Origin of the sequence: Candidatus Magnetobacterium casense (genome assembly GCF_000714715.1) — a bacterium.
Taxonomy (GTDB): Bacteria; Nitrospirota; Thermodesulfovibrionia; order Thermodesulfovibrionales; family Magnetobacteriaceae; genus Magnetobacterium; species Magnetobacterium casense.
The window spans coordinates 1-25,667 of the sequence record NZ_JMFO01000031.1 but is presented as its reverse complement, the minus strand read 5'-3'; the positions used below and the strand labels follow the sequence as shown (position 1 = coordinate 25,667).

Sequence of the window (25,667 nt, the reverse complement as noted above, 5' to 3'; positions counted from 1 at the left end):
CATGGACAGAGATCAGCTTTTTAAGGACAAGAGTCTATTATACGTCGAGGATGATGAGATCATCCGAACCAATATCGCGCAATTTCTCAGGCGCAGGTTCAAGGTAGTTACGGAGGCCGAAAATGGACGACAGGGGTTAAACTTATACTCCCCTGGTGCTTATGACATCGTAATAACGGATATAGAGATGCCAATAATGAACGGATTGAAAATGATAGAGAAGATATTCGAGTTAGACCCAACCCAGTGTATAATTATTACAACTGGGTATAATGACGATGAACACAAGAGCAAAAGGGCATGTGTAAATATAATAAAACCCGTCATCAGGGAAGTCTTGCTGACAGCACTCTTTAAGTGTCTCAGTAAGTAGCACTAAAGTTCCACCAACCATACTCGCAAGGGGGGCGGAGCCGCCCCGGCATGGACAAGCAGTTGATAAATTTGTTATGATTGATGTATAGTTATATAGATTTATGAGATTGCTGCATAATGAAAGAAAAGCTGGAGGGTTATTGTTGTGGAAAAAATAAAGGAGCTTGAGGAAAAGATATCGGCCATAGTCGAGCGGGTAAAGGCGTTAAAGCATGACAGGGATGCCCTGCAACGGAGGGTTGACGACTCAGGCGGCGTCGTTGCGGCCAAGGACCAGGAGATTGCGGCGCTTAAGAGCGAACTCAATGCCAAAAACACCGAAATAGAGAGGATGCTGGGAGAGAGAAACTCGGTAGCCGAGCAGATAGAGGCCATATTAAGTGAGCTTGACAAGATAGAGATTTAATAAGATGGCAAGTGCAGAGGTCTATATACTTGGTCAGAAATATATACTCAAGGGTGAGGAGCCGGAGGAATATATAAGGGCGCTTGCTGTGTACGTGGATAAGAAGCTGCAAGATATACAGCGCTCTGCGCCAATGGCAAACCAGACAAAGACTGCCATCCTGGCGGCCCTGGGCATAGCTGATGAGCTGTTTAAATTGAAAGAGGCGCATGAAGCATTAACAAAAAACATAGAGACGAGCGCTGAAGACCTCAGCAAGTTGCTCGACTAAAAAAAGAATTTCGTATCTCAACGATATATAATAAGGCAGGTTGACACATAGGCTGATGAAGGTAGTGGTATATGTAAGGCTCAAGGACAGCGTGCTGGACCCCCAGGGAAAGGCCGTCTCAGGTGGATTGCGTAACCTCGGATTTGCAGAGGTAACCGATGTAAAGGTTGGAAAAATGATAGAACTGTACATGGACAATGCAACGGCAACGGATAACCTGAAAGAGCGGGTCGGGGACATGTGTCAAAAGCTCCTGGTCAATACCGTAATTGAGGAGTTTCGTTTTGAGGTTGTGGGTTAATGGACGTATTTGTAGATGAGGTCGTATGCATTGGTTGTGGCAGGTGTCAGGAGTTATGTCCGGCTGTATTTTTTGTTGATGAGGGTATTGGCAAGTCTCAGGTGATTGACCCCGATGCCTGTGAGTATGCCAACTGCTGTGAGGCTGCTGAGGAAAATTGTCCGGTACACGCAATCTCTCTCGTCGCGTAGGGTTGCTCTGATATTTATAACGTTCATTTGTCTGCATGACGTCCCAAGGAGACGCTTTTATAAATTTTTTGCGGGAAGCCGGCTATGATTGATCAAGGTAAGGCTCACATCCTCGTCACGGACGACGACCCCTTTGTCCGTGAGTCATTGTCCATACTATTACGAGAAAACGGCTATGACGTAATGACGTGTTCCAGCGCTATGGAGGCACTCGAACTTGTAAGTGGATATAGCGATGTATTGGATGTAGTCTTGACGGACATAAAGATGCCCGGAATATCAGGGGTTGGGTTGTTGGACCGCCTGCACGGTAGTTATCCCGACATCCCGGTGATATTGATGACCGCCTTTGCGGAGATTGACGTGGTCATCGATGCTATCAAAAAGGGGGCGTATGACTTTATAATCAAGCCCTACAGGTATGAACAGTTGTTCTACAGCGTGGAGAAGGCCGTCAGATATGCCCGACTCCTGCGCATGGAGAAGGACTACAAGCGCAGACTCGAGGACACCGTCAAACAGAGAACCAAGCAGTTATCCGATGCCCTGGAGAAGGTGACAAGCCTCAGCAACGACATCGTCAACCGCCTGACCGTGACCGCCGAGTACAGGGACGAGGACACAGGCTCTCACATCCTTCGCATAGGCAAGTACGCCGAAGTCCTGGCACATGAGCTTGGTATGTCTGAGGATTTTATCTGTGCCATCCGCTTTGCCAGTCCCCTGCACGATATCGGCAAGATAGGTATACCCGACAGCATCCTCCTCAAGCCATCGACGCTAACCCCGGAGGAATTCCAGGTCATGAAGACGCATACCACCATAGGGGCCAATATCCTGTCGGGGTCATCGTTTCCTAAGTTGCAGATGGCCCAGAGCATTGCGCAGGGTCACCACGAGCGATGGGATGGCTCCGGTTATCCGTACGGTCTGCGAGTCGGCAACATTGCCATTGAGTCCAGGATAACCATCATCTGCGACCAGTACGACGCTCTCCGGAGCAAACGCCCCTACAAACCCGCCCTCACACACGATGATACCGTTGAAATAATCACCGTCGGCGACGGCAGAACCCAGCCTTCACACTTCGACCCGCACGTGCTGAGGGCATTTAAGCAAATAACCACAATGTTTGACGACATCTTCAACACCCACCAGTTATAGCTGCGTTAAGGTCTCTCTGGTGCAGTTACAGTTGGCGGAAGAAGCCTATTTCGTTATGCACTGCCCTTGCGGCATCCTCTATGGATAGCCCTGTCTGTATATGTTTCAGGGTGATATTGGTTATGATCACCCGCAGCATATCGATAAACTCCATGTTATCGGATTCCAGGCTGTACAAAAAGGCATCGTCTGTCATACTGGCCTTGACGGGGGAGTCATCGGGGAGCTTCTCCTGCAGGAGTGCTTTATAGGTGTGTATGGGTTGATTTGTTGCTCGCCAGCAAAACAGCATGTACACGAAATCGCAATAGAAGTCCATCGTATGCTCATCCATACCCAGACTGGCCAACGTCCCCCTGATCTCTGCCCTCAGGTCATTCTTATAGTCTTGTATACCGTATGGGACATCTCCGTTAAGCACCTGATAAGGTGTAAATTGCCACTGCATAAATTAATTAATCCTCCAGTGCCCTCTTCTGCCGATTTTGCCCTTGAGCAGATTATACAACTTCAAGCTTTTTATACATACACGCTTATTCTATACTCCTAAGTGTAAAAAACGCAAGTGTAAAAGGATGCATAAGAAAGTAGTGGCTAATGGATTCCTGCTTGCGCAGCAATGACCCCTGTTCGAGCCAGGGGTAGGCACATATGGGCGCAAAATGCCATCCGTGCCCTTGTCTACTTGCTTATGACGCTGCCCACGACGGGGTCTATGGTTACGAGGAACGAGTGTTTTTGGTTGAACAGCTTGATTTCGCCACCTGTGGAGCCACCTTCGGCATAAAATGTGACTGTCCATTTACCGCGTGTGAGTTCCCCCTCATTGGGGTCGTTGATGGCTATGCTCACGCCCTTTGGGAGTGTCTTGGTTCTGTTTTTATACACGATAAGCCCGCTGTCCATATCCACGGTGAGTATTTGCTCCTGCCCTTTGAGTTGCGCCATGTTTTTCATGTACCGCATTGTGGCGGCCAGTTCCCTGACGGCAGCCCGCAGCTTGGCCGTTGGCGAGGAGTGTGTAAAACCAACAGCCACCACCGCCATGATGATCATCATCAGCAACAGGACAACTATGATTTCGATAAGCGTAAATCCACGCCGGTTAAGCACCTGTCGCATGGGTTATATTTTAACCAAACGGCACCGTTTTAGGCAACAAACATAATCGCTATCTTGCCACAAAAGGAGCCAGCCCCTTGCAGGGGTTCTGAAGGGGCCAGGAGCGCATTGAGCCGGGGGCGCTGACCCCTCATGGAGCGAAAAAGAAGCGTATCTTTTATGTTGTGTCGGCTTGTGTCAGCTTGCTTCTGTAGTCTTCGATGGCCTTTCTGAGGGCATCTGCGCCGAGGTTTGAGCAGTGCATCTTCTGTGGCGGCAGACCATCCAGCGCATCGGCCACAGACTCCTTCGTGATGGCCAGTGCCTCTGTCAGCGTCTTGCCCTTGGCCATCTCCGTTATCATACTCGATACCGCTATGGCCGCTCCACAACCAAATGTCTGAAACTTGGCGTCCACTATCCGGTCATCCTCAATCTTTATGAACAACTTCATGGCATCCCCACACGTGGGATTACCCTCCATCCCTACACCATCGGCATCGGGTATCTCACCAACGTTGCGCGGATTCGTAAAGTGATCCATTAACTTCTTGCTATACATAAATTCACCTCCACTGAAGCGCTTGTCTTGTTTAATCTCCACAGGCTGGGCATATATCGCCGGTTGCACTGATCGGTGCCGCTTACTGCGGTCATTGTGTAGCCTCCGGTTCTGATTGTCCCCACCCGTTCCTTCCAAAAGGTGATATCTCTCTGAGCCTGGCTATGATCCTTGGCAGCTCCTCGTTGATGGCATCGACGTCTTCCTCCGTATTGCCAACGCCAAAGGAAAATACAATCGACCCATGCGTCATGCTCGGTGGCACCCCCATGGCAATCAACACCGGAGAGGCCTTCAGCGCCTTGGACGTACAGGCCGAACCACTGGCTGCAACGATCTCTTTGCCCTGGAGCATCAACAGCATCGCCTCTCCCTCGATGTATTCAACAACAAAGCTCGCATGTCCGGGTAGCCTGTTGTCAGGATGTCCCGTCAGATGAACGCCGTCGATCTTGCCGATAACATCGATGAGTTTGTCCCTGAGCCTCGTGACGTGCGTGATACGACCGGCAAGGTCTCTCCTGGTCAACTCTGCCGCCTTGCCCATACCCACGATGGCAGGGACGTTCTCCGTACCGGCACGACGACCGTTTTCCTGTATACCGCCGTAGATCAGCGGTAGTATTCGCTGTCCACCTCTGATGTACAGCGCCCCGGCACCCTTGGGGCCATAGAACTGGTGCGCCGTCAGACTCAACAGGTCAACTCCAAGGTCTGCCACATCAACGGGGATCGCCCCGACGGCGGCAACGCCGTCAACGTGAAACGTCACATTGTGTGCCTTAGCAACTGCGGCTATCTCCTTGATTGGCTCTATGCTACCCACTTCGCTTGAGGCATATGTGACCGATATAATGGTCGTATCCTTTGTTATGGCCTTTTTTACGTCTTGGGGGTCTACCAGGCCATACTTGTCCACGGCGACGTAGGTCACGACGAAGCCGAGTTTTTCCAGCGACCGTGCCGTGTTGAGGATTGAGTGGTGCTCGGCCTTTGACGTTATTATGTGGTTGCCCGATTGCTGTTTTGCCAGCGCTATGCCCTTGAGGGCAAAGTTGTTTGACTCCGCACCGCTGGATGTAAATACGACCTCTGCCGCCTTTGCGTTGATGAGGGCTGCTACCTGTGCCCTGGCATCATCGATGGCCGCCTTGGCCGATATGCCAAGGTCGTAGGGGCTTAACGGATTGCCAAACTGCTCCTTGAAGTATGGCATCATCACATCCAACACCTCCGGCAACAGGGGGTTGGTTGCAACATGATCGAAGTATCTCATAGTAAAACCTCCACGTACTAACTTACCGTCTTGCGTGTTTTTCTTATGTATATTTTGTAGTAATCTTCGGCCTCGTCTATGCCTACAAACTCGTTACCGGTCTTGTCGCACCAGGCCGGGACGTCCTCCAATGCCCCATCATAATCGGTCAGCAGTTCCAGTATCTGTCCGTTGTCGAGTTCGTTGATGTGTTCCTCCAGTTTCAGCAGGTGCATCGGGCACATCATGTAGACTATGTCAGAGGTCACATCAGCCTTTACGTTGTCAACAAACTTCAAGCTCATGCAATGACAGTCCTGTCGGCCAACCTGGATGTTGCCTCCGTTGCAGCCATGAGCATCTGGCTGTCAAACTGGCTACCCTCAAGGAGGTCAACCAGGGTGATGGTGTTGAGGAAGTCCTCGATCTGTCTGCCCAGCGCCTTCCACAACAGGTGGACAACGCAGCCGTCGATCTTGACACATCCCTCATCGGGGTCCAGGCACGACGTGATCGCCACCGGTCCCTCAAGGTCCGACACGATGGCGCCAATAGTCACTCGCTCAGGGCTTGAGACCAGCAGATACCCTCCCCCGGGACCCTTGACGCTCTTTACCAAACCAGTCTTTCTCAGTCTGCCCAGTATCTGCTCCAAGTAGGGGACAGAGACATCCTGCCTCTGCGCTATCTCCCTGATGGTTATAGGGGTATCGGGATAGCCCTTTGCTATCTCAAACATCGCTCGTACCCCGTACTGGCACTTTGTCGATAATCGCAACATGATCTGATTATAAAATACCCTACTAATTTTGTCAAGTATTATTTTGATGAGGTAGCTCGTTTCGGGTGATTGCAGTGCAAAGGAGATAAAGCATGGGTTTGACGCGTCAGGGAAAGTGGACCGGCAACTTTTGAAAATCTTGGAACAGCCTGAAAAAAAACCAATGCCCCATTGTTTACATAGGCGTCATGCGGCTGGCAGTGGCAGGGGAACAGGGTATGTATAGCAAAAGGATATGCGTAATAATTCTATATACGTATATTGATTTTTAACGTATGCTATGTTATTATGTGTACATGAAACATGCGTATGCAATATATAAAGGAGGTGTGCTATGAAAAGCACTCTTGGTATGCCGGTTGTCGGCGAAAACTATCTAAGCACAAGGCTGTATCTGGTTGATAGACTGAGAGAGCATGTAGAGAGGGCTTCCGTGCTTATTGATGCCCCAAGGAGGTTTGGCAAGACAAGTGTTATCAAGGAATTTGAGCGACAAGAAAAGGAGAGGGATAATTTCCAGGTACTGTTTTTTGACCTGGAAGGGATCGGCTCCGTCCATGATTTCTATAATAAGTGCCTTGAGGAGTTGATACGACTGTACTGGTTCAGGAAGCATTGGGCGAAGATTAAGGACTTTACAAGCACTGTTGTCGGTTTTTTTTCGGCCAACGTTGCAAAAATAGAGGCCTATGATTTTGCCGTAGAGCTGCGTGAAAGGACAAGTGCCATGAAACCGGAGGACTTGAGGAAAGAGCTTGAGCCTCTTATCCAATGTCTTAACTCCATAAACAAAACAACCGTCCTCGTCTTTGACGAGTTTCCCGATATGCTGTTGAACATCAAAAACAACGCCCCATCCCATGCTGATTATGTAAAAACGGTTGACAATCTGACAGCATGGTTGAGAACATTAAGGCAGAGCAACTCGAGCCAGAACAAATTTCAGTTTGTCTTCTGTGGTTCCATAAACATCAGAAAGACACTGGAAGGCATAGGGTTGACCAAGAGAATAGCTGATCTTGAATCACTTAAGATTCCCCCGCTAAAAGAAAATGAGGCCAGAACCCTTGTTGATGCCCTGTTTCAACCAAAGGGCATATCCATAGACCACCCGGATGCCCTGACATTTCTGATATCCAAGATTGAAGGAGGCTCGGCATATTATGGACAATTGATCATACAAACACTTATAGATACAGGACAAACACGCCTTACCCATACCCACGTAACACATGCTTATAACAACATGATAACTGGTGGCAGCAACAATTTGTCAATGTTCTCTGAACGATTGGATGTATATCTGGACTCCATCCAGATGGATTGTGCAAAGAAAGTCCTAAAGACCCTGTGCCGTGGGGCAATGGATGAACAGCAGCTTTACAACGTACACTTCTCAAGCGACATTGACTTTGACAAGTTCCACGAGGTCGTGGAGCGGCTTATCTTTGAGGGCTATCTCCTTGAGGATCCAACAGACTATGGTAAGCTCAGGTTTGCATCGCCGATGTTGAAGGACTGGTGGTCAATAAGGAGACTGTAAGCCATGTATACCTACAATCCACGTAAATTGACCTACGAGCAGTTGAAGAACTACTTTGTGGGCAGATGGGGGCTTGTCAACGACATCAAGTCAGAGCTTGATCTGCCCCCAGGGCAATCCCCCAGGCAGCACTGGATGCTCGTTGGCCCAAGGGGGATGGGGAAGTCGCACCTGCTCACACTCCTGTATCACGAGATAAAAGCCGACCCCAAGCTCAAAGACCTGTGGCTGCCGATCCTCTTTCCGGAAGAGCTGATGAGCGTCTATAGCATCGCTGATTTCCTTGAGCGGACGTTAAGGGATATGGTCTCCGAGTTGGGATTAACCCATACGGACATTGCCGGTGAACTCCAGGGGCGCATCGGCAAACTCAAGATTCTCAAACCGAACGAAAAGGCGGATTACGGTTTTTCGCTGCTTACGTGGATACACCAAAAGACAGGGAGGTTTATCCTGCTGCTTACGGAGAACCTCCAACTGTTGCTTGGCAAGAGGTTTAGCGTTATTGAGCAAAAGCAGTTGAGGGCGTATCTTCAGACCCATGATGCGGTATTGATCATTGGCTCGGCAACCACCATCTTCAAGGAGATACGCGACCACAGCCTCCCGTTTTACGATTTCTTTTATACCTCTATCCTAAAGGAATTGGCCCACGAGGACATAAGGCTCCTTGTCAACAAGCTCCTGGAGGGTTGCGACGAGGCAAGAAACAGCCCCGATCTGGACGCCAAGCTAAGGACGATCTGCTCCCTTGCCGGTGGAAACCCGCGGATGGTCGTCTTCCTTGCGGACATCATCAAGGCCGACGTCACGCAGGATGTATTAGACATCATGGACAGGCTCCTTAATGAGTTGACCCCTTACTTTCAAGGCATATTTAGCGATCTGCCTGAAAATATGATAAAGATAATAAACGTCATGGCAGCACACGAACCGGCATTAAGCCCGTCTACCATAGCAAAACACCTCGAAATGGATGAGGCAGTGGTAAGGAACTACATGAAGACCCTCAAGGACAACGGTTACGTTCGGATTGCCCTGAAAAAAGGCACTTCCCATTATTACTGCCTGAACGAGTACATGTATCGAATCTGGTTTCAGATGCGCGACTCTGGTCACAGGGAAGAAATACGTTGGCTTATAGAGTTTCTGCTGATGCTCTACGGCACCTCTGCCGTATCCGATAAGGCCAGGAGGTTAAGAGAAGGCGAAATGGGGGATGTGTCTAATGCTTTTTATCAACGACTGTTCATTAAAGCAGCGGAGTTTATAGATAGGAACAAGGACTATTGCAAGTCTCTTGAGGCGCTTACTAAGTTGTGGAGTGGTGGGGATGAGGAAGAAGAAACGCCTGAAGGTATAAAAGAGCTTTTAAGAAAGGCTATTGAATATATGGCGTTAGAAAAATACTATGAAGCTATCGATATGTGTAAGAAAGCCATTGAAGTAAATCCTAATGATCATAACTCTTATGGGATTTGGGGTGATTGCCTAAGAATGTTAAAAAGATATGATGAAGCTATCGATATGTGTAAGAAAGCCATTGAAGTAAATCCTAATGATCATAACTCTTATGGGATTTGGGGTGATTGCCTAAGAATGTTAAAAAGATATGATGAAGCTATCGACATGTTTAAGAGAGTCATTGAAATCAAACCTAATGATTATAATGCTTATATACTTTGGGGTGATTGCCTAAGAATGTTAAAAAGATATGATGAAGCTATCGATATGTGTAAGAAAGCCATAGAAATCAACCCTAATGATTATAATGCTTATAAACTTTTAGGTGATTGTCTTAGATTGTTAAACAAATATAATGAAGCCATAGATGTATATGAGAAAGCCATTGAAATCAACCCTAATAATTATAATGCTTATGGGGCTTGTGGTAGTAGCTTTCTAAATTTAGCAAGATATGATGAAGCTATCGATATGTTTAAGAGAGTCATTGAAATCAACCCTAATGATTATAATGCTTATAGACTTTTAGGTGATTGTCTTAGATTGTTAAACAAATATAATGAAGCCATAGATGTATATGAGAAAGCCATAGAAATCAACCCTAATAATTATAATGCTTATGGGGCTTGTGGTAGTAGCTTTCTAAATTTAGCAAGATATGATGAAGCTATCGATATGTTTAAGAGAGTCATTCAAATAATTCCTAATGATTATCAAGCCTATGGAGGTTGGGGTGATTGCCTTCTAAAGTTAGCAAGATATGATGAAGCTATCTTAGTATATCTGAGACTTCTCCAGATTAACGAAAACCTGCTTACCGATCTTATGAATAGTGTCCCATATCTTGTACTTATACATTCTTTACTAACTAAACTCTCCCCCGGCGATTACATAGAGCAGCTCTATGCAAAAAACGGTAACGCTAAACACTCAAAGCCAATCCTCCTCACATTCCTTTTACTACTTGGAAAGTACGACATCGTAGAAGAACACCTCAGCGAAATCATCACCCAAGCAAAGACAACTGCCCCATCAGAAGACATCGACTTACTGTTCTCTGCCATAAAACTATCTATCTACCTCAAACTCCCTAACCAAAACACCGATAACATCTCACGACTGCTCCCTCTATACACAACATACATAAAATCCCTGCTCCCCCACGACAAACAAGAACAAGAAATCAAAAACCTTGCCCTCGGAATCTATAAACTCTACCTGATCAATAAAGCAAACGCAAACGCCATCGACAAAACCCTACACCACCTAAAAACATCAGACGTCCCATTCGACGACGCAATACTCAAAATATGGACGTGCATCAGCGAACCAGACTCCCCCGATGCCAAACTGTACCTAACCGACAAGGCGCTATCAGAAGTCGTAAAACAACTACACGCCCTCACATAATGGGGTCAAGGGGGCTGGCCCCCTTGCGGGGGAGGTCAAGGAGGGGGCGGAGCCGCCCTCCTTGTCTTCTCTTTTCTTTTTGTGGTTCACTTATGATACAATGGACGTACCGACGATATGCACAGACTACGAGACATTCTAACCAGAGAGCGGGCGATATTCCTTGCAGGGGCGATATTGCTTGCCGCATTGATACTGACCTCTATGTACGTGGTGCGGGATATTATATCATTCCGCCTGAGGGATGTCGTCGCAAAGAGACCACTGCCACCGGAGAAACCCTCACAGGCAGCAAAGTCCCTGATGGACTACGCAACGGTGATCAGCAATAACCCCTTTGGGATAAAGTCGGAGGGGCTGTCACCGCTCACCGGCCCACAAAAGACCGTCGATGTAGTGATGACAAAGCTGAGGCTCATTGGAGCTATCGCCGGCAACAGGGGCACCGGTTATGCAATAATCGAGGATGAGCGTGGCACCCAGGAGGTGTTCAAGACCGGTGATACGGTATTTAAGACGGCCATCCTGGACAAAGTGCTCCCCGACAGCGTGATACTCAAAGACGGAACAAAACTCACCCTGGCAGAGATACCCTTGACCACGCCACAGACAGCATCGGTTGCTCCCCCCGTGGCAACCTCCGATTCCTTTATCAGACCTACGGCGACAAACTCCTACGTCCTCAGCGCAAATAAGGTCCAGGAGGCCATTGACAATCCAAAGGCACTGATGACAGAGGCACGGCTACAACCACGCTTTAACAACGGCAAACAGGAAGGATTTCTGCTCCAGGAGATCAAAAAGGGCGGCATCTATGAACAACTGGGATTGAGAAACGGGGATGTCTTGCTCAGTGTCAACAAGTACGATATAACAAATCCTGAGACGGGGTTGCAGGCATTTAGCGCCCTCAGAGGGGTCAGCGACCTGCAACTGGACATACTGCGCGAGGGCACAAAGGTAACCCTCAGCTATCAGATAAAATGAGAGGTCAGGATCATGACAAACAGAGACGTTAAAATATTGCCGGCGCTTGCCGCGTTAGTCCTCATATACCTGACGCTATGGTGTGGGACGCCGCTGGCGGCAGAACCAGGTAGCAACAAGAAAGAAGATGAAAAGGTCGTGTTCAACTTTGTCGGGGTGGAGCTGCCGGCCATAGCCAAGTTCGTCAGCGAACTGACAAGCAAGAACATCATATTTGACGAGCAACTCAAGGGCAAGATTACAATAGTGGCGCCCTCGCCCCTTAATAAGGCCGATGCCTTCAGACTCTTTACGTCGGTGTTGGAACTCAAGGGCTACACGGTCGTACCCGCCGGGACAAACACGTACAAGATCGTTCCCTCGGCTGAGGCCAGACACAAGGGGATCGAACTATCGACAACCACCAGCCATACCATAAATGAGGGCTATGTCGCCAGACTCATCCAACTGGAAAACCTCTCAAGTGATGAGGCCGTTCAGTTTCTCAGGCCCATAGTCTCAAAGGAGGGCTATATAGGCGAATTCAGCCCGCGCAATATGCTCCTGGTCATTGACTCGGGCGTCAACATCGAAAAGATACTCTACATTCTGAAAAAGATAGACCAACCCTCAACGATGGATAAACCCGAAATCGTCTTCTTACATAACGCCGCCGCCGAGTCCCTCGCAAAGACGCTAAACGAAGGTATCCAAAAGAGCATCGCCAAGCGTGCCGGACAACAACCACCCACTGCCAAAACCGACGTCTATGTCAGTGCCGACAAGCGTCTGAACGCACTTGTGATCTTCGGCTCCAAAAACGACAGGGAACCGATCAGGCAACTCATAGACATGCTCGATGTCCCTTCGCCGGAGGCACAGGGGAGCATTAACGTGTACTTCCTGGAAAACGCCAACGCGGGTGAGCTTGCAAAAGTCCTTGACAGCCTCATCAAGCGCGTGCAGCCCGGTCAGGAGAAGGCCGGTGAAAAGGCTCAGGCCATGCCCTTTGCGGCCTCAGGCGACATCCTCATCACCCCCGATGAGGCCACCAACTCCCTGGTCATCATAGCCTCACGCAGCGATTACATTAACCTTACGGATGTCATAAAGAAGCTCGACAGACGCCGCAAACAGGTATTTGTCGAGGCCATGATCATCGAGGTCTCCATAGACGATCTTGTGGAGTTGGGTAGCAAGTGGCGGATGATGGTCAAGGAAAATGGCGAGCCCCGTTTTACCTTTGGCTCGGGGCAGATCAGCACCACAACCATGCAGAACATCGTATATGGTCTGAGCGGATTTGGGATAGGCGGTATGGGCAGCTTCGTCAACGTCCCCTATACGACCGTAAACTCCGACGGTACCACGACGTCATCAACGTTGTCTGTGCCTGGTTATGCAGCGTTGTTTAGCCTTGATGAGTTCAAGGGCGTGGTAAACATCCTCTCTACGCCACAGATACTGACCTCAGACAACAAGGAGGCCGAAATCATGGTTGGTGAAAACGTCCCATTTATCACCAAACGCGAAACAGACGCCTCGCGCTCACTCTCCGTGATGAACGCCATCGAGCGGAAAGACGTCGGCATATCACTGAAGATTACCCCGCACATAACCGAGGGCGACTACCTCAAGCTCGAACTCTACCAGGAGATATCCTCCGTAAAGAGCGAGTCAAACTCCGACATTCTGATCTCCGTAGGCCCCACTACTACCAAGCGTTCCACCAAGACAACTGTCTTTGCCAAAGACAACGAAACGGTTGTCATCGGCGGTCTGATCCAGGAGAAGGAGCAGGAGAGCCTTCAAAAGGTACCCATACTTGGGGACATCCCCATACTGGGGTGGTTGTTTAAGCAAAAGTCGTCGTCCACGAAGAAGATAAATCTGATGGTGTTTCTGACCCCTCACATCATCCACAACGCAGATGAGCTCAGGAAGATCACAGAGGACAAGGGTGCTTTTATGAGAGACAGTGCCAGGTTGCCTGATCAGAAGGAGGCAAAAGAGGCAAAGCTGCCGGAGAGGTTTATAATCAGGTTCAAGGAATACGTGGACAAGCAACAGGCTGAACAACTAATCAGCAGCGTGGGGGCAACCGTTGTTAGGGTGGAACAGTCCCAGGGCATCTATATAGTAAGCGTCCCGCCCGACAAGGAACCCGGTGGCATATTAAGCGAGCTTCAGGGTATGCCCCAGGTGCGGTTCGCCGAATCAGAACGTTTGTTGAAACAGTTGCAGCGTTAGGATATGAAAAGGGCAGAAGAAAAGAAAAGTTCCTTCTTACTTCATGTGGGTAACTCAACTTAAGGTTAGCGACCAACGGGAGCGGGTAGTATAATCTACCGCATGGTCCTTTATAGGCTTTCCCTCGAAAACATTGGAGACTATAGGCAACATTACAAGACTTAACCATTTATCCTTCCATACTGCCCATACATGGGGTTGTTGGTTCTACCCGCTCAAAATCTGTAATAGCCAAATTATTCCTCTTTTCTTTTTAACACTCCTTCATTTATTATAAGCAACTAATCAACACGATAATTATAAATGAGCTTTCAAGTTGAATATAATGGGGTCAAGGGGACTTCTTCGTACCCGGGGCGGGTGCGCCTCGCCCCTCCCCTTGCAGGAGGGGGTCTGAGGGGGAGTGGCATAGCCTTCTCCTTTCTTCTCTTTGCCTTCTTCTTGCCCATCCTCTCAGGGGTGTTGCTTGCCTTGTCGTTTCCGAAGCCGGACTTGTACCCGCTGGCCTGGGTAGGACTTGCACCACTCTTGATCAGCATCAGATACCCGACGACCTCGGCACGAACGGCAGGATTCATCACGGGACTTATATTCTTCTTCGGCACCCAATACTGGATATACCACTCAATCAACCATTTTGGCCACGTGCCCTTTGTGATAAGCATTCTGGTGGTCATCGTCCTGTGCGCATACGAAGGCATCTATACCAGCCTGTTCGCAACGCTCGTCCGATTCACCCACCAAAAGACACAACTGCCCTTGAACCTGGCCACCGCCACTCTATGGGTGGGAGGCGAATACCTACGCGGCATCGTTTTTACGGGCTTCCCCTGGTCACTACTGGGATACACACAGTACAAGGTCCTGCCGCTAATACAGATCGCCGATATCACGGCAGTCTACGGACTATCGTTTTTGATCGCATACGCAAACGCCCTAATAACCGATATCATCGCCTCCTGGATGAATGTCAACGCATTCAGGCGAAACCTGGCAATGGAAACCTTAATGTTTGCCGTCATCATGGGTTGTGTCCTGTGGTACGGCACCATCAAACTCAAGGACATCCCAAAAGGCAACCCGGTCACCATAAGCGTCATCCAGGGTAACCTCAGACAGGATATGAAGTGGGATGAACGATTCCGAAATTATTGCTTTAGTAGGTATGAGGCCCTAAGCTCACAGGCCGCAAAGAACAACCCTCAACTCATCGTCTGGCCGGAGTCAGCACTGCCGTTTCTGTTTATGAGCGAGGAGGAATACACCAACCGCCTCCTTGAATTCCACAAGACCCTAAACACCCACCTGCTCTTTGGCTCAGACCTGGTACGGGGGTATAAAAATAATAAAACCCTCGCCCTGTCAAACAGCGCCGTGCTATTATCACCCACTGGTAAAACACTGTACACTTATGATAAAATTAAGTTGGTTCCCTTCGGTGAGTATATACCACTGAAGGATGTGCTGGGCTTTATAGATAAACTTGTGGTTAGCATTGGAGAATTTATTAAAGGTAATAACCGCAACGTTGCCAAAACGCCATTTGGCACGTTTGCAACACTAATATGCTACGAAATAATTTTCCCGAACCTGGTTAGGGAATTTTACAGATATGGAGGTGACTTTATAGTAACCATAACAAACGATGCTTGGTTTGGTCAGACATCGGGGCCTTACCAACACTTTGCAATGGCGGTGCTGCGGACAGTGGAAAACAGAAAGCCCCTAATCAGGGCCGCCAATACTGGCATATCGGGTTTTGTCGATAGTAGTGGACGGGTACAGTCTAAGACGGAACTATTTGAAACTGTCGCCTTAACCGATACCATCAACAAGGACGGTTCCATGACTTTTTACACGGCCTATGGCAACGTATTTGTCACCCTGTGTAATATCCTTAATTTATTAATTGTAATAAAACTTATCAAAAAACAATCGGCACAATGGAGGATAAAAAAAAATGATCGCTCAACTGGAATTAAAGGAAAAAATAAAGCCACTTCGTGAGAAAGTAGAAGGACTTAGAGGTTATCTTTGAGATAGAGAAACTCTCCAACGAAATAGAATCTATCAACACCATGCTGACAAGCAGTGAGCACTGGTCCTCACACGAAAAACTCGCTGAACTACAGAGGAGGAGGGCGTACCTGCAGGGTATTATAGACTCGTTTGAGGACGTAAACTCTGATGTTGCTTACCTCAGCGATTCACTATCAATACTGGACGAGGAAGATGGACAACTATTTACTAAGGAAATAGAGGACAAACTATCCAGCACCGAAAAGAAAATAGACGACCTGCAGCTCAGACACATCCTTTCCAACAAACTGGACAGTTGCAATGCCATCATGGAGATACACCCCGGAGCGGGTGGTACAGAGAGTCAGGATTGGGCACAAATGTTGATGAGGATGTACCTGAGATGGGCCGAACGCACCGGATACAAGGCTGAAATAACGGACATACTTGTAGGTGAGGAGGCCGGTATCAAAAGCGTAACTATTACGTTTGAGGGTCCATATGCCTATGGGTACCTTAAATCAGAGGTTGGTGTACACAGACTCGTTAGGATATCGCCTTTCGATACCAACAAGAAAAGACATACGTCTTTTACGGCAGTGCTGATCTTTCCTGAGGTAGAAAAGGACGTTGAGATAGAAATCAAGGAAGATGATCTGAGAATAGACACTTTCAGGGCATCAGGGGCAGGCGGTCAACATGTAAACAAGGTATCCTCCGCTGTAAGGATCACCCATTATCCCACCGGCATAGTGATATCGTGTCAGAACGAACGATCTCAACACAAAAACAAGGATCGCGCCATGAAAATTCTCAAGTCTCGTTTGTATGAAAGACAACTTCAGCAACAGGATAAAACGATGGCAGGTATCATTGGTGACAAGAAGGATATCCAGTGGGGTAGTCAGATACGGTCTTATGTCCTACATCCCTACAAGATGGTCAAGGACCACCGGACAGGGTGTGAGACATCAAATACCGATGCTATCCTTAACGGTAACATAGATTCGTTCATAAGAGATTTTCTCTTTTGGAAAAAAAACGTATAAGTCTATTCTTGATCTATATATTAATAATAAAAATAGTAGTTATAGTAGGTGATGTTAATATGTGTATAGTCTCCACTACATCAATAAACAAGGGATTTTATGTTGTTTGTAACGTTGTCAGTGAATTGACTGCTTACGTTTCGAAATTGATGATAACTCAAAGAAGTGATCTTTTCAACATATTATCAGGTAGTTTAATAACAGGTTTAAGGGGGAGTTATTAACAATTGTTGATAACTTGTTTATAAGTTATGAATTTAGAAAAGATTTGGCATGACAGTCTTATGATTGTACAGTCCCGGGTGACGGAATCGGTATTTGAGCTTTGGTTTAAGCCAATCAGGCTTGTTGAACTAAACGAAACGGACGCAGTCTTGTTGGTACCCAACAGGTTCTTCAGGGACTGGGTGGAGGACAACTATCCCGGGTTGCTTGACGAGGCATTGAGTGAGGTGGTCTCTGGTGCGGTGACATTGAAGTTTAAGGTGGACACGGAACAGGCAACCGAACAGGTCAAAAAGGACATCATGCAGCAGGCTAAAAAAATGAGGCTTGCCGGTAAGGGTATCTACTTAAATGTAAAATATACGTTTGAAAATTTTGTGGTTGGTGCGAGCAATCAATTTGCCCATGCGGCTGCGCTGGCGGTGAGTGAGTCGCTGGGGCGTGCATACAATCCGCTCTTTATCTACGGCGACGTCGGACTTGGTAAGACCCATCTCATAAATGCTATAGGCAACAAGGTAATAGAACGGTTATCTACGGCTACCGTGCTTTACGTCTCCTCGGAGCAATTTACAAACGAGGTGGTGTCCGCCATAAGACACGAAAAGATGAGCGAACTAAAGGATAAATATAGAAGCCTCGATATGCTCTTAATAGACGACGTGCAGTTTATAGCAAACAAGACTCAGACACAGGAGGAGTTCTTTCATACCTTTAATGCCCTGTATGAGAGACAGAAGCAGATAGTGATATCCAGCGACCGTCCTCCCAAGGAACTGGGAGCAATAACAGATCGACTCAAATCCCGTTTCACAATGGGACTAATAGCGGATATCCAGCAACCAACGGTGGAACACAAAATAGCCATCCTGCAACGCAAGGCAGAAGACCAGAAGATACTGCTTCCTGACGATGTAACCTACTATCTTGCCTCACGTGTGCGTTCAAACATCCGGGAGCTTGAAGGATGTCTCATAAAGCTGGCTGCACACTCAAATCTCACGGGACAGCCTATCAGCGTTGCAGTGGCAAAGAATGTACTGAAAGACCTGTTCTACGACGACATAAAACCTATCACCATTGACAATATTCAGAAGATGGTGTGTGAATATTACGGGGTAAAACTGACCGATATCAAGGCCAAGAAACGTACCAAGGAATTGATAATACCAAGGCAGTTGGCCATGTATATATCCAAACAACTGACAGACCTCTCTTTAGGTGACATCGGTAAGGCCTTTGGTGGTAAGGACCATGCCACGGTTATCTATGCGTGTAAGCAGGTGGATACCAAAATGCAGGAAGACGAGGGCTTTAATAAAGTGGTACAGCAGATTATTAACAGGATTAAACCATAGGGTTATGATTAGATTAAAGGGGGTTTATTGATGAAGATCGTTATAAACAGACAAGAGATACATGACAAATTGGCCGATATACAGGGTATAGTCGAAAAAAAGACGACACTGCCTATTGTAAATAATTTTCTGCTTACCCTGGGTACCCAAAAGGGTGAGATATATGCAACCGACCTTGAGGTTGCCCTGAAGGAGCCTATAAATATAGAAGGTATACAGGAGGACGTTACTTTGTGTTTGCCTGGCAGGAGGCTCTTTGATATCTCCAGGGAGGTTGAGGATGACCTGGAACTGGAGTATGATGGCCAGGGATGGGTAAAGCTGAAGTCCGGTAAGAGCTTGTTCAGGATTGCTTGTATGAATCCCGATGATTATCCGGTTTGGCCAAAGCTGTCTAACAAGAAAACTATCACCTTACACTCTGAAACACTACTATCAATGTTTGAGAAGACCATATACTGCGCTGGAGAGAATGACCCCCGTTATGCCTTTAACGGCGTGCTCCTGCACCTGATTGGAAGTCGTAAGAAGCTCTGCATCGTGGGTACGGATGGGCATAGGCTTGCAATTGTCAGCCGCGATATGGACGTTGACTTCGAGGATGAGATCAAGGTAATAGTTCCCAAAAAGGCCGTAATAGAGCTAAAGAAAATATTAGCTACCATAGACGAGGATGTAGTTATTGATATAACAAAGAATCATTTGCTATTTTATTTACACGACAAGGAGTTTCTTACCAGATTGATAGATGGCGCCTATCCAAACTACGAACAAGTTATACCGGCCAACAATGACAAAATGGTTGTTATTGACCGGGAGGAGCTTATCAAATGCCTGCGAAGGATACTGGTCATAAGTAGGGACAAGACTCGTGTTATGAAGGTGGATATAGAAAATAATGTCTTTGCCGTCTCCGTTTCGGACCCTGAAATTGGAGAGGCCAAAGACAGTGTGATTGTGCAGTATGAGGCAAAACCAATTACAATGGGGCTTAACGCAAAGTTCTTGCTGGATACACTACTATCGATGCAATCTCCAATGGTGAGCATGGAGTTGTTGGATACGCTTAATCCAACGCTTTTTAAGGAAGAAGGCTCTGACGACTATCGATGCGTATTAATGCCCATAAGGATATAAAATAAAAAAAACAGGGTGAACCGCCTGATTTTATCGCAGCGTGGTACACCCCTAGGCATAAAGGAGATTTTGTTATATGAAACGCTTAACGGATACGGAATTGATAGATGAACTCAAGAAACGCTTCCAGGAACAGGAGAAGGCCCTACATGATCTGAGGGTTATGACAAGGAAGCTGGAGGCTCTGAACAAAAAGCTACAGGAATCGGAGTCATTAAAATCGAGTTTCCTGTCGAATATAAAAAACGAAATCAATAATCCCCTGGCGGCCATCCTGGGTCTGTCTGAGCAGCTTATAAGAAGTGCGATGAAAGCAAAGTCAGACCCTGATGACATATCCACAATGGCAAGTCTTATTTATCAGGAGGCCTTTGGTCTTGATTTTCAACTCAAAAATGTATTTGTTGCTGCGGAGCTTGAGGCCGGTGAGGCCGTTCCTGGTATATCTATAGTTGATTGCTTTTCAGTTATTAATACCACCATAGACTCGTTCAAACACACGACAGAGGTAAAGGGGATAACTCTTAATTTTATACACGATTGTGGAAGGGAAGAAGACACGGAACCTTTTTTTAAAACAGACCCCGAAAAGCTACAGATTGTCGTTGCCAATCTCCTGTCCAACGCTATAGAGTTCAGCCCCGATGGGTCTGAGGTAGAAATAAAGGTGTGGAGGGAGTCAAATGAGCTGCGAATAACCGTAAAGGACCGTGGCATTGGTATAGCGGAAGAAGAAAAATATGCTATCTTTGACAGATTCAGACAGTTGGAAACCGGCAGCACAAAGACCCATAAAGGTCACGGCCTTGGACTGAGTATTACCAAGGCCATTGTGGAGATGTTAAACGGGGAGATCACCGTTGCAAGCACTAAGGGTAAGGGAAGTATCTTTTCGGTGTCCATACCCGAATCAGAGACGGATGTCAACAGTGATGTGTTCTCAGCCGATGGCAATGAATTTCTCTTTGATGAGGAAGGGGAATTTTAGGTGCCGCCGACAAGCATGGAATCTGACAAAAGCATATATGATCACTTCTTATATCCAGGCAATATCTATGTCCACAGAGAGCCTTGTGCCATTACCACAATCCTGGGATCGTGTGTGGCGGTGTGCCTGTGGGACCCGGTGCTGAAGTATGGCGGGATGAATCACTACCTGCTTCCCCTGTGGAATGGAGAGGGTTTGCCGTCTCCGAGATATGGAAATATAGCGATTGATAAGTTGATAGAAAAAATGCTGTCTCTGGGGTGTAACAAGAAGTCCCTGAAGGCCAAGATTTTTGGGGGGGCTGCGATGATGCAGCAGTCCTCGGGGCTTTTAAACGTTGGAGAGAGAAACATCATTGTTGCCGAGGATGTGCTTGCCGAGGAAGGTATATCTATTGTGAGTTCGGACGTGGGCGGAACCCTGGGACGCAAGATCGTATTTAAAACGGAGACGGGTGGCGTATTATTAAAGAAGGTAAAAAAGACTACGGAGTGATTAAATTAATGGAAGAACGTGCTGAAAACAGCGTAAAAGATACAGACGTCATAGATGTTGAAGTTACCGAAGGGGTTGCCGAAAATGCTGACAACTACGAAGCCACTTCAATCAAGATACTCAAGGGCCTTGAGGGTGTGCGCACCAGGCCGTCAATGTACATAGGGACCACGGGTGTAGAGGGCTTGCATCACCTTGTCTATGAGGTGGTTGACAACAGTGTGGATGAGGCACTGGCAGGGTTTTGCCGCAACATTGATGTCATACTCCACCACGATGGTAGTTGCACGGTGATAGATGATGGCCGCGGTATACCAACCAACGTACATGCCGATGACCCTATGGGTAGGACTGCCGCCGAGATCGTCTTAACGGAGCTTCATGCCGGGGGTAAGTTTGACTCCAATGCCTATAAGATATCCGGGGGGTTGCACGGTGTGGGGGTATCGGTGGTCAATGCCCTCAGTGAGTGGCTTGAGATGGAGATCAGGCGTGATGGTAAGGTATCTCACCAGCGTTTTCAGAGGGGATTTCCCAGTGGCCCCCTTGAGGTTGTGGGACAGACCGACAGGCGCGGCACCAAGATAGTCTTTAAGCCTGATAGTCAGATATTTGAGACAGTCGAGTTTGTTTTCGATGTCCTTTCCCAGCGCCTCAGGGAGCTGGCCTTTCTCAACAAGGGGCTGACCATAAACCTCAGCGATGAGACCGGTGATAAAAGACAGACCTTCCACTATGAAGGTGGTATCGTGTCCTTTGTGGAGCACCTCAATCGCAACAAGGTACATGTGCAGGACAAACCGCTCTATATCACGGGTCAGAGGGATGGCACCTCAATAGAAATCGCCATGCAGTACAACGATGGCTATGCGGAGATGATATACACGTTTGCCAACAACATAAACACCAGAGAGGGTGGGACGCATCTGAGCGGGTTTAAGGCGGCCCTCACCAGGACGACCAACACCTATGCCGCCTCTGCCGGACTGCTCAAAAATGCCCCGCCATTGTCGGGTGATGACGTCAGGGAGGGGTTGACGGCCGTTGTGAGCGTCAAGCTGACCAACCCCCAGTTTGAGGGGCAGACCAAGATGAAGCTCGGCAACACCGAAATCAAGGGGATTGTGGAGTCCATTGTAAACGATGTCCTTGGGGCGTGGTTTGAGGAGAATCCGGCCATGGGCAAGAAGATCATCGAAAAGGCGTTGCAGGCCTTTCGTGCCAGAGAGGCTGCCAGAAAGGCCAGGGAGTTGACGCGTCGCAAGGGGTTGTTAGAGGGGACGGGGCTGCCTGGAAAGCTGGCCGATTGCTCGGAGAAAGACCCTGCACAGAGTGAGCTGTTTATAGTGGAGGGCGATTCTGCCGGTGGTTCGGCAAAGCAGGGTCGGGACAGGAGGTATCAGGCCATACTCCCCTTGCGTGGTAAGATATTGAACGTTGAAAAGGCGCGCTTTGACAAGATGCTCTCCTCCGATGAAATTCGGCTGCTCATAACCGTCTTGGGTACAAGCATCGGGTCGGATGAGTTTGACATATCCAAGCTCCGTTATCACAGGATAGTGCTGATGACGGATGCCGATGTTGACGGGGCACACATTCGGACGTTGCTGTTGACGTTTTTTTACCGTCAGATGCCGTCGATCATAGAGCGAGGTTATCTCTACATTGCGCAGCCGCCCCTGTACAGGGTCAAAAAGGGCAAGACGGAAAAATACATACAAAACGATCAGCAATTACAAGAGATGCTCCTTGAGCTGGCCTCGGTAGACCTTGAGTTGACTTTGAAGGACACCACGGTAAAGGGCAAGGCGCTTATTCCCTACTTGAAGCGTTTGACCGGTCTTGAGAAGATAGTGCAGTGGCACTCCGCCCGTGGTAAAGATGCCCAGGTGCTTATGGCGCTGCTTGGGGTTGATAATCTGCCTCAGTGTCTTAGGGAGCAGGAGACCTTTGATGCCCTGCTCTTACGTCTCAAAGAGGAGTTCAGGGACGTGGAGGTTACCGACGTGGAGTTTGACATGGAGCATCAGAGTCACTCGGCGGTTATAATCCGGGAAAATAAGAAGGTGCATCTTAATGCGGATTTTGTCAGATCTCCGGAGTTCAGGGAGCTTGAGGGCTACTATCAGTTGGCACGGGAGCTTGGCACGCCGCCCTACAGGATAGCGAATCAGGGTGTTGAGAGTGTCTTTGATACGACGACGCAACTTCTGGAGTTTGTTATGAAGGTGGCCAGGAAGGGATTGTACATTCAGCGTTACAAGGGGCTTGGTGAGATGAATCCGCAGCAATTGTGGGAGACAACGATGGAGCCTGACAAGCGCACCATGATGCAGGTGACCATTGATGACATGGTGGCCTCCGATGAGATATTCACGATCCTCATGGGCGACCAGGTAGAACCCCGCAAGGAATTCATCACAAAGCACGCCCTCGAAGCAAAAAACATCGACATCTGAAATAAGAAACGGCAAAGACAAAAGACAAAGAAAGAAAGGGGCGGCTCCGCCCCCCTTTAGAACCCCCTGCAAGGGGACCAGTCCCCTTGACCCCATAATTGCCGATACTTATCTGTTGGCTCGATGGTTATCGGAAACATGGAGTTTTCGTATCCTCTTTATATTTCACGGTAACTCTACTTTTACGCACCCTGGATTCCTGGTCAAGCCAGGAATGACCCCTTCCCTGTTCAAGCCAGGGACATGGTTCGAGCCAGAGCTTGCCCCTGGCCTGAACAGGGGGGCAGGCACACTTGGGAAACGGCTGTAACTGTCATTCCTGCGAAAGCAGGAATCCATGCCTTTTAACCGTGAAATAAATTTTACCCTGCTTTTTTAAGAGGATACATTTTTTATTTTTCCGGGGGGTTGACATTTGTATTTGCGTTAGTGCTATTCTATGTTATGGGTAGATGTGAGATAGATAATTTTGGGAGGGGCCGGGGGACTCTGGCAAAACTATTGCACTCAATCACTCAATCACTCAATCACTCAATCACTCAATCACTCAATCACTCAATCACTCAATCACTCAATCACTCAATCACTCAATCACTCAATCACTCAATCGTAATTATAACACACCGTTTAATAACTTTTCAATAGAAAACAAACAAGTTGGCGCCTTATTTGTGCTTCATACTGCCGGGTGGGGAGGTGTTGCGTATGGATAGGTAGCGGGATTTTCCTTATTATGCCTCAGTTTTAATCCGCTTATGTCACATATATAAGCATAGAGTGTGGTGTTACCATTAAGCAGCGTAGGGTGTTGCGGCTTGTGGGACAAGTTCATTTATAACGCAAAGGGGGTGGTATGTGTGTGAAAAAGTATAGATGAAAGTAATTGTTGCAACAGTTGAGAATAGCCTTTGTGCTCAGAAAAAAACTGGTGTTTTAAACGTCCAAAATCAAACGGAGGATTAGAAATGAAAGGGACTTTAGTTACCAATGTTTACAAGAAAAGTTGTTGTTGTACCTTACGTTGTACTGCAGAATCGATGTTACTAACCTTGTTCACAGTTACAATTATGCTGTTAGGTATGGGGTTTGGCACTATTGCCGAGGGTGTGCCTGCTAATCCAACAGTCCAGAAGGTTGTCCAACCAGATGGTAGTAGTTTTGAGGCAAGAGCAATAGGTGATGAGTGGCACCATTGGGTTGAGACCGTCGCCGGTTATTCGATCAAAAAGTCTGATGACGGCTACTGGTATTATATAGCCTCTTATAGCGGTACTACTCCTGTTTTAACAAATACCAGGGCTGATAAACTACCGCCTCCTACTTTAAAAGAACATGTAAATCTGACAAAAGAGGAGTTAAAGAAAAAACACGCATTGAGAGGTGTTCTCAATCCAAAAGTAGCTCCAAAAGGCGAATTTAGCACTAAGATTTTATTTATCCTTGTTGATTTTGATGACAAGTCAGGTACCTATAAAGAGGCGGAGTTTGCAGATCGTATTAAAACGGATATTCTGTAAACAGTAAGCATAGATATCAATAAAGATGGCAGGGTACGGATATTTTTTAGCCAAAATGTAGACACTAAAATAGTCGAATGTACAAAAATAACGCTTGACAATTAAATTAACTATGATATATAATAGTAGTCACTATGTATATAGATTACTCAACGATAAAGACATCTAGTGGCAAAAGTCACACGAGGATATTATTACGTGAATCCTATAGGGATGATGGCAAGGTAAAAAAACGGACTTTATCAAATCTTACACATCTTCCTGCAAATATTATCAGGATGATCAGAGACATGTTGACAGGCACTGGAAAACCAATAGATAAGAAAGTGATAGAGACGGATAAGGTTAGCGTGAAAACAGGATTAAAGTTTGGTGCACTC

25 protein-coding genes are annotated in these 25,667 nt (G+C 47.4%); 19 read left to right on the top strand and 6 right to left on the bottom strand.

Going from position 1 to position 25,667, the window contains the following annotated elements; translation table 11 throughout:
- Position 1 precedes the first annotated feature (1 nt).
- From Mcas_RS13275 to Mcas_RS13250, 6 genes are all read left to right on the top strand, one after another.
- Positions 2 to 373, top strand: a complete 372-nt coding sequence (locus Mcas_RS13275; RefSeq protein WP_040336032.1) for a response regulator transcription factor — start codon at positions 2 to 4, stop codon at positions 371 to 373.
- Positions 374 to 520: 147 nt separating this feature from the next.
- A complete protein-coding gene (locus tag Mcas_RS13270; protein WP_040336031.1) occupies positions 521 to 781 on the top strand; it encodes a hypothetical protein in 261 nt (86 codons plus the stop codon).
- Between the two features lie 4 nt (positions 782 to 785).
- Positions 786 to 1,052 carry a cell division protein ZapA gene (locus Mcas_RS13265; protein WP_040336030.1) on the top strand — a complete coding sequence of 89 codons (267 nt, stop codon included), beginning with the start codon at positions 786 to 788 and terminating at the stop codon, positions 1,050 to 1,052.
- A gap of 52 nt (positions 1,053 to 1,104) precedes the next feature.
- The gene (gene purS, locus Mcas_RS13260; protein WP_353740394.1) at positions 1,105 to 1,353 is read left to right on the top strand and encodes a phosphoribosylformylglycinamidine synthase subunit PurS; all 249 of its coding nucleotides are present in this window, start codon (positions 1,105 to 1,107) and stop codon (positions 1,351 to 1,353) included.
- Entirely contained in the window at positions 1,353 to 1,544 is a 192-nt protein-coding gene (locus tag Mcas_RS13255) for a ferredoxin (RefSeq protein WP_040336028.1), read from the top strand. Before purS ends, Mcas_RS13255 begins: the two co-directional genes overlap by 1 nt.
- Before the next feature lie 84 nt (positions 1,545 to 1,628).
- Complete coding sequence (locus Mcas_RS13250; protein ID WP_040336027.1) at positions 1,629 to 2,708, top strand: HD domain-containing phosphohydrolase; 1,080 nt, start codon at positions 1,629 to 1,631, stop codon at positions 2,706 to 2,708.
- Positions 2,709 to 2,733: 25 nt separating this feature from the next.
- On the opposite strand, the gene Mcas_RS13245 is transcribed toward Mcas_RS13250, so the two are convergent.
- From Mcas_RS13245 to Mcas_RS13220, 6 genes are all read right to left on the bottom strand, one after another.
- Entirely contained in the window at positions 2,734 to 3,156 is a 423-nt protein-coding gene (locus Mcas_RS13245; protein WP_040336026.1) for a hypothetical protein, read from the bottom strand.
- 233 nt (positions 3,157 to 3,389) lie between these two features.
- The gene (locus Mcas_RS13240; protein WP_040336025.1) at positions 3,390 to 3,830 is read right to left on the bottom strand and encodes a GspH/FimT family pseudopilin; all 441 of its coding nucleotides are present in this window, start codon (positions 3,828 to 3,830) and stop codon (positions 3,390 to 3,392) included.
- Between the two features lie 157 nt (positions 3,831 to 3,987).
- A complete protein-coding gene (gene nifU / locus Mcas_RS13235; protein ID WP_040336045.1) occupies positions 3,988 to 4,371 on the bottom strand; it encodes a Fe-S cluster assembly scaffold protein NifU in 384 nt (127 codons plus the stop codon).
- 91 nt (positions 4,372 to 4,462) lie between these two features.
- Positions 4,463 to 5,647: a cysteine desulfurase family protein gene (locus Mcas_RS13230; protein WP_052567462.1), complete on the bottom strand. Its 1,185-nt coding sequence runs from the start codon at positions 5,645 to 5,647 to the stop codon at positions 4,463 to 4,465.
- Positions 5,648 to 5,664: 17 nt separating this feature from the next.
- Positions 5,665 to 5,931: a sulfurtransferase TusA family protein gene (locus Mcas_RS13225; RefSeq protein ID WP_040336024.1), complete on the bottom strand. Its 267-nt coding sequence runs from the start codon at positions 5,929 to 5,931 to the stop codon at positions 5,665 to 5,667.
- On the bottom strand, positions 5,928 to 6,407 hold the full coding sequence (locus Mcas_RS13220) for an RrF2 family transcriptional regulator (RefSeq protein WP_081853872.1): 480 nt from the start codon (positions 6,405 to 6,407) through the stop codon (positions 5,928 to 5,930). The genes Mcas_RS13225 and Mcas_RS13220 overlap by 4 nt, the downstream gene beginning before the upstream one ends.
- Positions 6,408 to 6,741: 334 nt before the next feature.
- Here Mcas_RS13220 and Mcas_RS13215 point away from each other — a divergent pair, with 334 nt between their 5' ends.
- The 13 genes from Mcas_RS13215 to Mcas_RS18870 form a co-directional block, all read left to right on the top strand.
- Positions 6,742 to 7,950, top strand: a complete 1,209-nt coding sequence (locus Mcas_RS13215) for an ATP-binding protein (protein ID WP_040336023.1) — start codon at positions 6,742 to 6,744, stop codon at positions 7,948 to 7,950.
- A 3-nt stretch (positions 7,951 to 7,953) separates the two neighbouring features.
- Positions 7,954 to 10,824: a tetratricopeptide repeat protein gene (locus tag Mcas_RS13210; RefSeq protein WP_040336022.1), complete on the top strand. Its 2,871-nt coding sequence runs from the start codon at positions 7,954 to 7,956 to the stop codon at positions 10,822 to 10,824.
- 117 nt (positions 10,825 to 10,941) lie between these two features.
- Positions 10,942 to 11,811 carry a type II secretion system protein N gene (locus Mcas_RS17025; RefSeq protein ID WP_081853871.1) on the top strand — a complete coding sequence of 290 codons (870 nt, stop codon included), beginning with the start codon at positions 10,942 to 10,944 and terminating at the stop codon, positions 11,809 to 11,811.
- 12 nt (positions 11,812 to 11,823) lie between these two features.
- Positions 11,824 to 14,040: a type II secretion system secretin GspD gene (gspD, locus tag Mcas_RS13200; protein ID WP_052567457.1), complete on the top strand. Its 2,217-nt coding sequence runs from the start codon at positions 11,824 to 11,826 to the stop codon at positions 14,038 to 14,040.
- 303 nt (positions 14,041 to 14,343) lie between these two features.
- Positions 14,344 to 16,047, top strand: a complete 1,704-nt coding sequence (gene lnt / locus Mcas_RS13195) for an apolipoprotein N-acyltransferase (RefSeq protein WP_081853870.1) — start codon at positions 14,344 to 14,346, stop codon at positions 16,045 to 16,047.
- Positions 16,004 to 17,108, top strand: a protein-coding gene (gene prfB, locus Mcas_RS13190) for a peptide chain release factor 2 (RefSeq protein ID WP_156033374.1) whose coding sequence is annotated in 2 segments (ribosomal slippage) — positions 16,004 to 16,057 and positions 16,059 to 17,108 — 1,104 coding nt in all. Because the reading frame shifts where the segments join, the coding sequence is not laid out codon by codon here. Before lnt ends, prfB begins: the two co-directional genes overlap by 44 nt.
- 251 nt (positions 17,109 to 17,359) lie before the next feature.
- A complete protein-coding gene (gene dnaA, locus Mcas_RS13185) occupies positions 17,360 to 18,691 on the top strand; it encodes a chromosomal replication initiator protein DnaA (protein ID WP_040336021.1) in 1,332 nt (443 codons plus the stop codon).
- Positions 18,692 to 18,721: 30 nt separating this feature from the next.
- A complete protein-coding gene (gene dnaN, locus Mcas_RS13180) occupies positions 18,722 to 19,828 on the top strand; it encodes a DNA polymerase III subunit beta (RefSeq protein WP_040336020.1) in 1,107 nt (368 codons plus the stop codon).
- A gap of 76 nt (positions 19,829 to 19,904) precedes the next feature.
- Positions 19,905 to 20,816, top strand: coding sequence for a sensor histidine kinase (locus Mcas_RS13175; protein ID WP_040336019.1), 912 nt, complete (start codon positions 19,905 to 19,907; stop codon positions 20,814 to 20,816).
- Between the two features lie 15 nt (positions 20,817 to 20,831).
- The gene (locus tag Mcas_RS13170; RefSeq protein WP_040336018.1) at positions 20,832 to 21,311 is read left to right on the top strand and encodes a chemotaxis protein CheD; all 480 of its coding nucleotides are present in this window, start codon (positions 20,832 to 20,834) and stop codon (positions 21,309 to 21,311) included.
- Positions 21,312 to 21,319: 8 nt separating this feature from the next.
- Positions 21,320 to 23,770: a DNA topoisomerase (ATP-hydrolyzing) subunit B gene (gene gyrB / locus Mcas_RS13165; RefSeq protein WP_081853869.1), complete on the top strand. Its 2,451-nt coding sequence runs from the start codon at positions 21,320 to 21,322 to the stop codon at positions 23,768 to 23,770.
- Between the two features lie 965 nt (positions 23,771 to 24,735).
- Positions 24,736 to 25,287 carry a hypothetical protein gene (locus Mcas_RS13160; protein WP_156033372.1) on the top strand — a complete coding sequence of 184 codons (552 nt, stop codon included), beginning with the start codon at positions 24,736 to 24,738 and terminating at the stop codon, positions 25,285 to 25,287.
- 134 nt (positions 25,288 to 25,421) lie between these two features.
- Positions 25,422 to 25,667: IS1634 family transposase N-terminal domain-related protein (locus Mcas_RS18870; RefSeq protein WP_492208018.1), on the top strand; the 246-nt coding region annotated here is incomplete at its 3' end.

What these genes read in the sequence shown, in the direction of transcription:
- Mcas_RS13250 (WP_040336027.1), top strand. Translation starts at nt 1,629, where the DNA reads ATGATTGATCAAGGTAAGGCTCACATCCTCGTCACGGACGACGACCCC.
- Mcas_RS13215 (WP_040336023.1), top strand. Translation starts at nt 6,742, where the DNA reads ATGAAAAGCACTCTTGGTATGCCGGTTGTCGGCGAAAACTATCTAAGC.
- Mcas_RS13160 (WP_156033372.1), top strand. Translation starts at nt 24,736, where the DNA reads ATGAAAGGGACTTTAGTTACCAATGTTTACAAGAAAAGTTGTTGTTGT.
- gspD (WP_052567457.1), top strand. Translation starts at nt 11,824, where the DNA reads ATGACAAACAGAGACGTTAAAATATTGCCGGCGCTTGCCGCGTTAGTC.
- Mcas_RS13210 (WP_040336022.1), top strand. Translation starts at nt 7,954, where the DNA reads ATGTATACCTACAATCCACGTAAATTGACCTACGAGCAGTTGAAGAAC.
- Mcas_RS17025 (WP_081853871.1), top strand. Translation starts at nt 10,942, where the DNA reads ATGCACAGACTACGAGACATTCTAACCAGAGAGCGGGCGATATTCCTT.
- Mcas_RS13225 (WP_040336024.1), bottom strand. Translation starts at nt 5,931, where the DNA reads ATGAGCTTGAAGTTTGTTGACAACGTAAAGGCTGATGTGACCTCTGAC.
- Mcas_RS13175 (WP_040336019.1), top strand. Translation starts at nt 19,905, where the DNA reads ATGAAACGCTTAACGGATACGGAATTGATAGATGAACTCAAGAAACGC.
- Mcas_RS13170 (WP_040336018.1), top strand. Translation starts at nt 20,832, where the DNA reads ATGGAATCTGACAAAAGCATATATGATCACTTCTTATATCCAGGCAAT.
- nifU (WP_040336045.1), bottom strand. Translation starts at nt 4,371, where the DNA reads ATGTATAGCAAGAAGTTAATGGATCACTTTACGAATCCGCGCAACGTT.
- dnaN (WP_040336020.1), top strand. Translation starts at nt 18,722, where the DNA reads ATGAAGATCGTTATAAACAGACAAGAGATACATGACAAATTGGCCGAT.
- Mcas_RS13240 (WP_040336025.1), bottom strand. Translation starts at nt 3,830, where the DNA reads ATGCGACAGGTGCTTAACCGGCGTGGATTTACGCTTATCGAAATCATA.
- Mcas_RS13245 (WP_040336026.1), bottom strand. Translation starts at nt 3,156, where the DNA reads ATGCAGTGGCAATTTACACCTTATCAGGTGCTTAACGGAGATGTCCCA.
- gyrB (WP_081853869.1), top strand. Translation starts at nt 21,320, where the DNA reads ATGGAAGAACGTGCTGAAAACAGCGTAAAAGATACAGACGTCATAGAT.
- lnt (WP_081853870.1), top strand. Translation starts at nt 14,344, where the DNA reads ATGAGCTTTCAAGTTGAATATAATGGGGTCAAGGGGACTTCTTCGTAC.
- Mcas_RS13255 (WP_040336028.1), top strand. Translation starts at nt 1,353, where the DNA reads ATGGACGTATTTGTAGATGAGGTCGTATGCATTGGTTGTGGCAGGTGT.
- Mcas_RS13220 (WP_081853872.1), bottom strand. Translation starts at nt 6,407, where the DNA reads ATGTTGCGATTATCGACAAAGTGCCAGTACGGGGTACGAGCGATGTTT.
- dnaA (WP_040336021.1), top strand. Translation starts at nt 17,360, where the DNA reads ATGAATTTAGAAAAGATTTGGCATGACAGTCTTATGATTGTACAGTCC.
- Mcas_RS13230 (WP_052567462.1), bottom strand. Translation starts at nt 5,647, where the DNA reads ATGAGATACTTCGATCATGTTGCAACCAACCCCCTGTTGCCGGAGGTG.
- Mcas_RS13265 (WP_040336030.1), top strand. Translation starts at nt 786, where the DNA reads ATGGCAAGTGCAGAGGTCTATATACTTGGTCAGAAATATATACTCAAG.
- Mcas_RS13275 (WP_040336032.1), top strand. Translation starts at nt 2, where the DNA reads ATGGACAGAGATCAGCTTTTTAAGGACAAGAGTCTATTATACGTCGAG.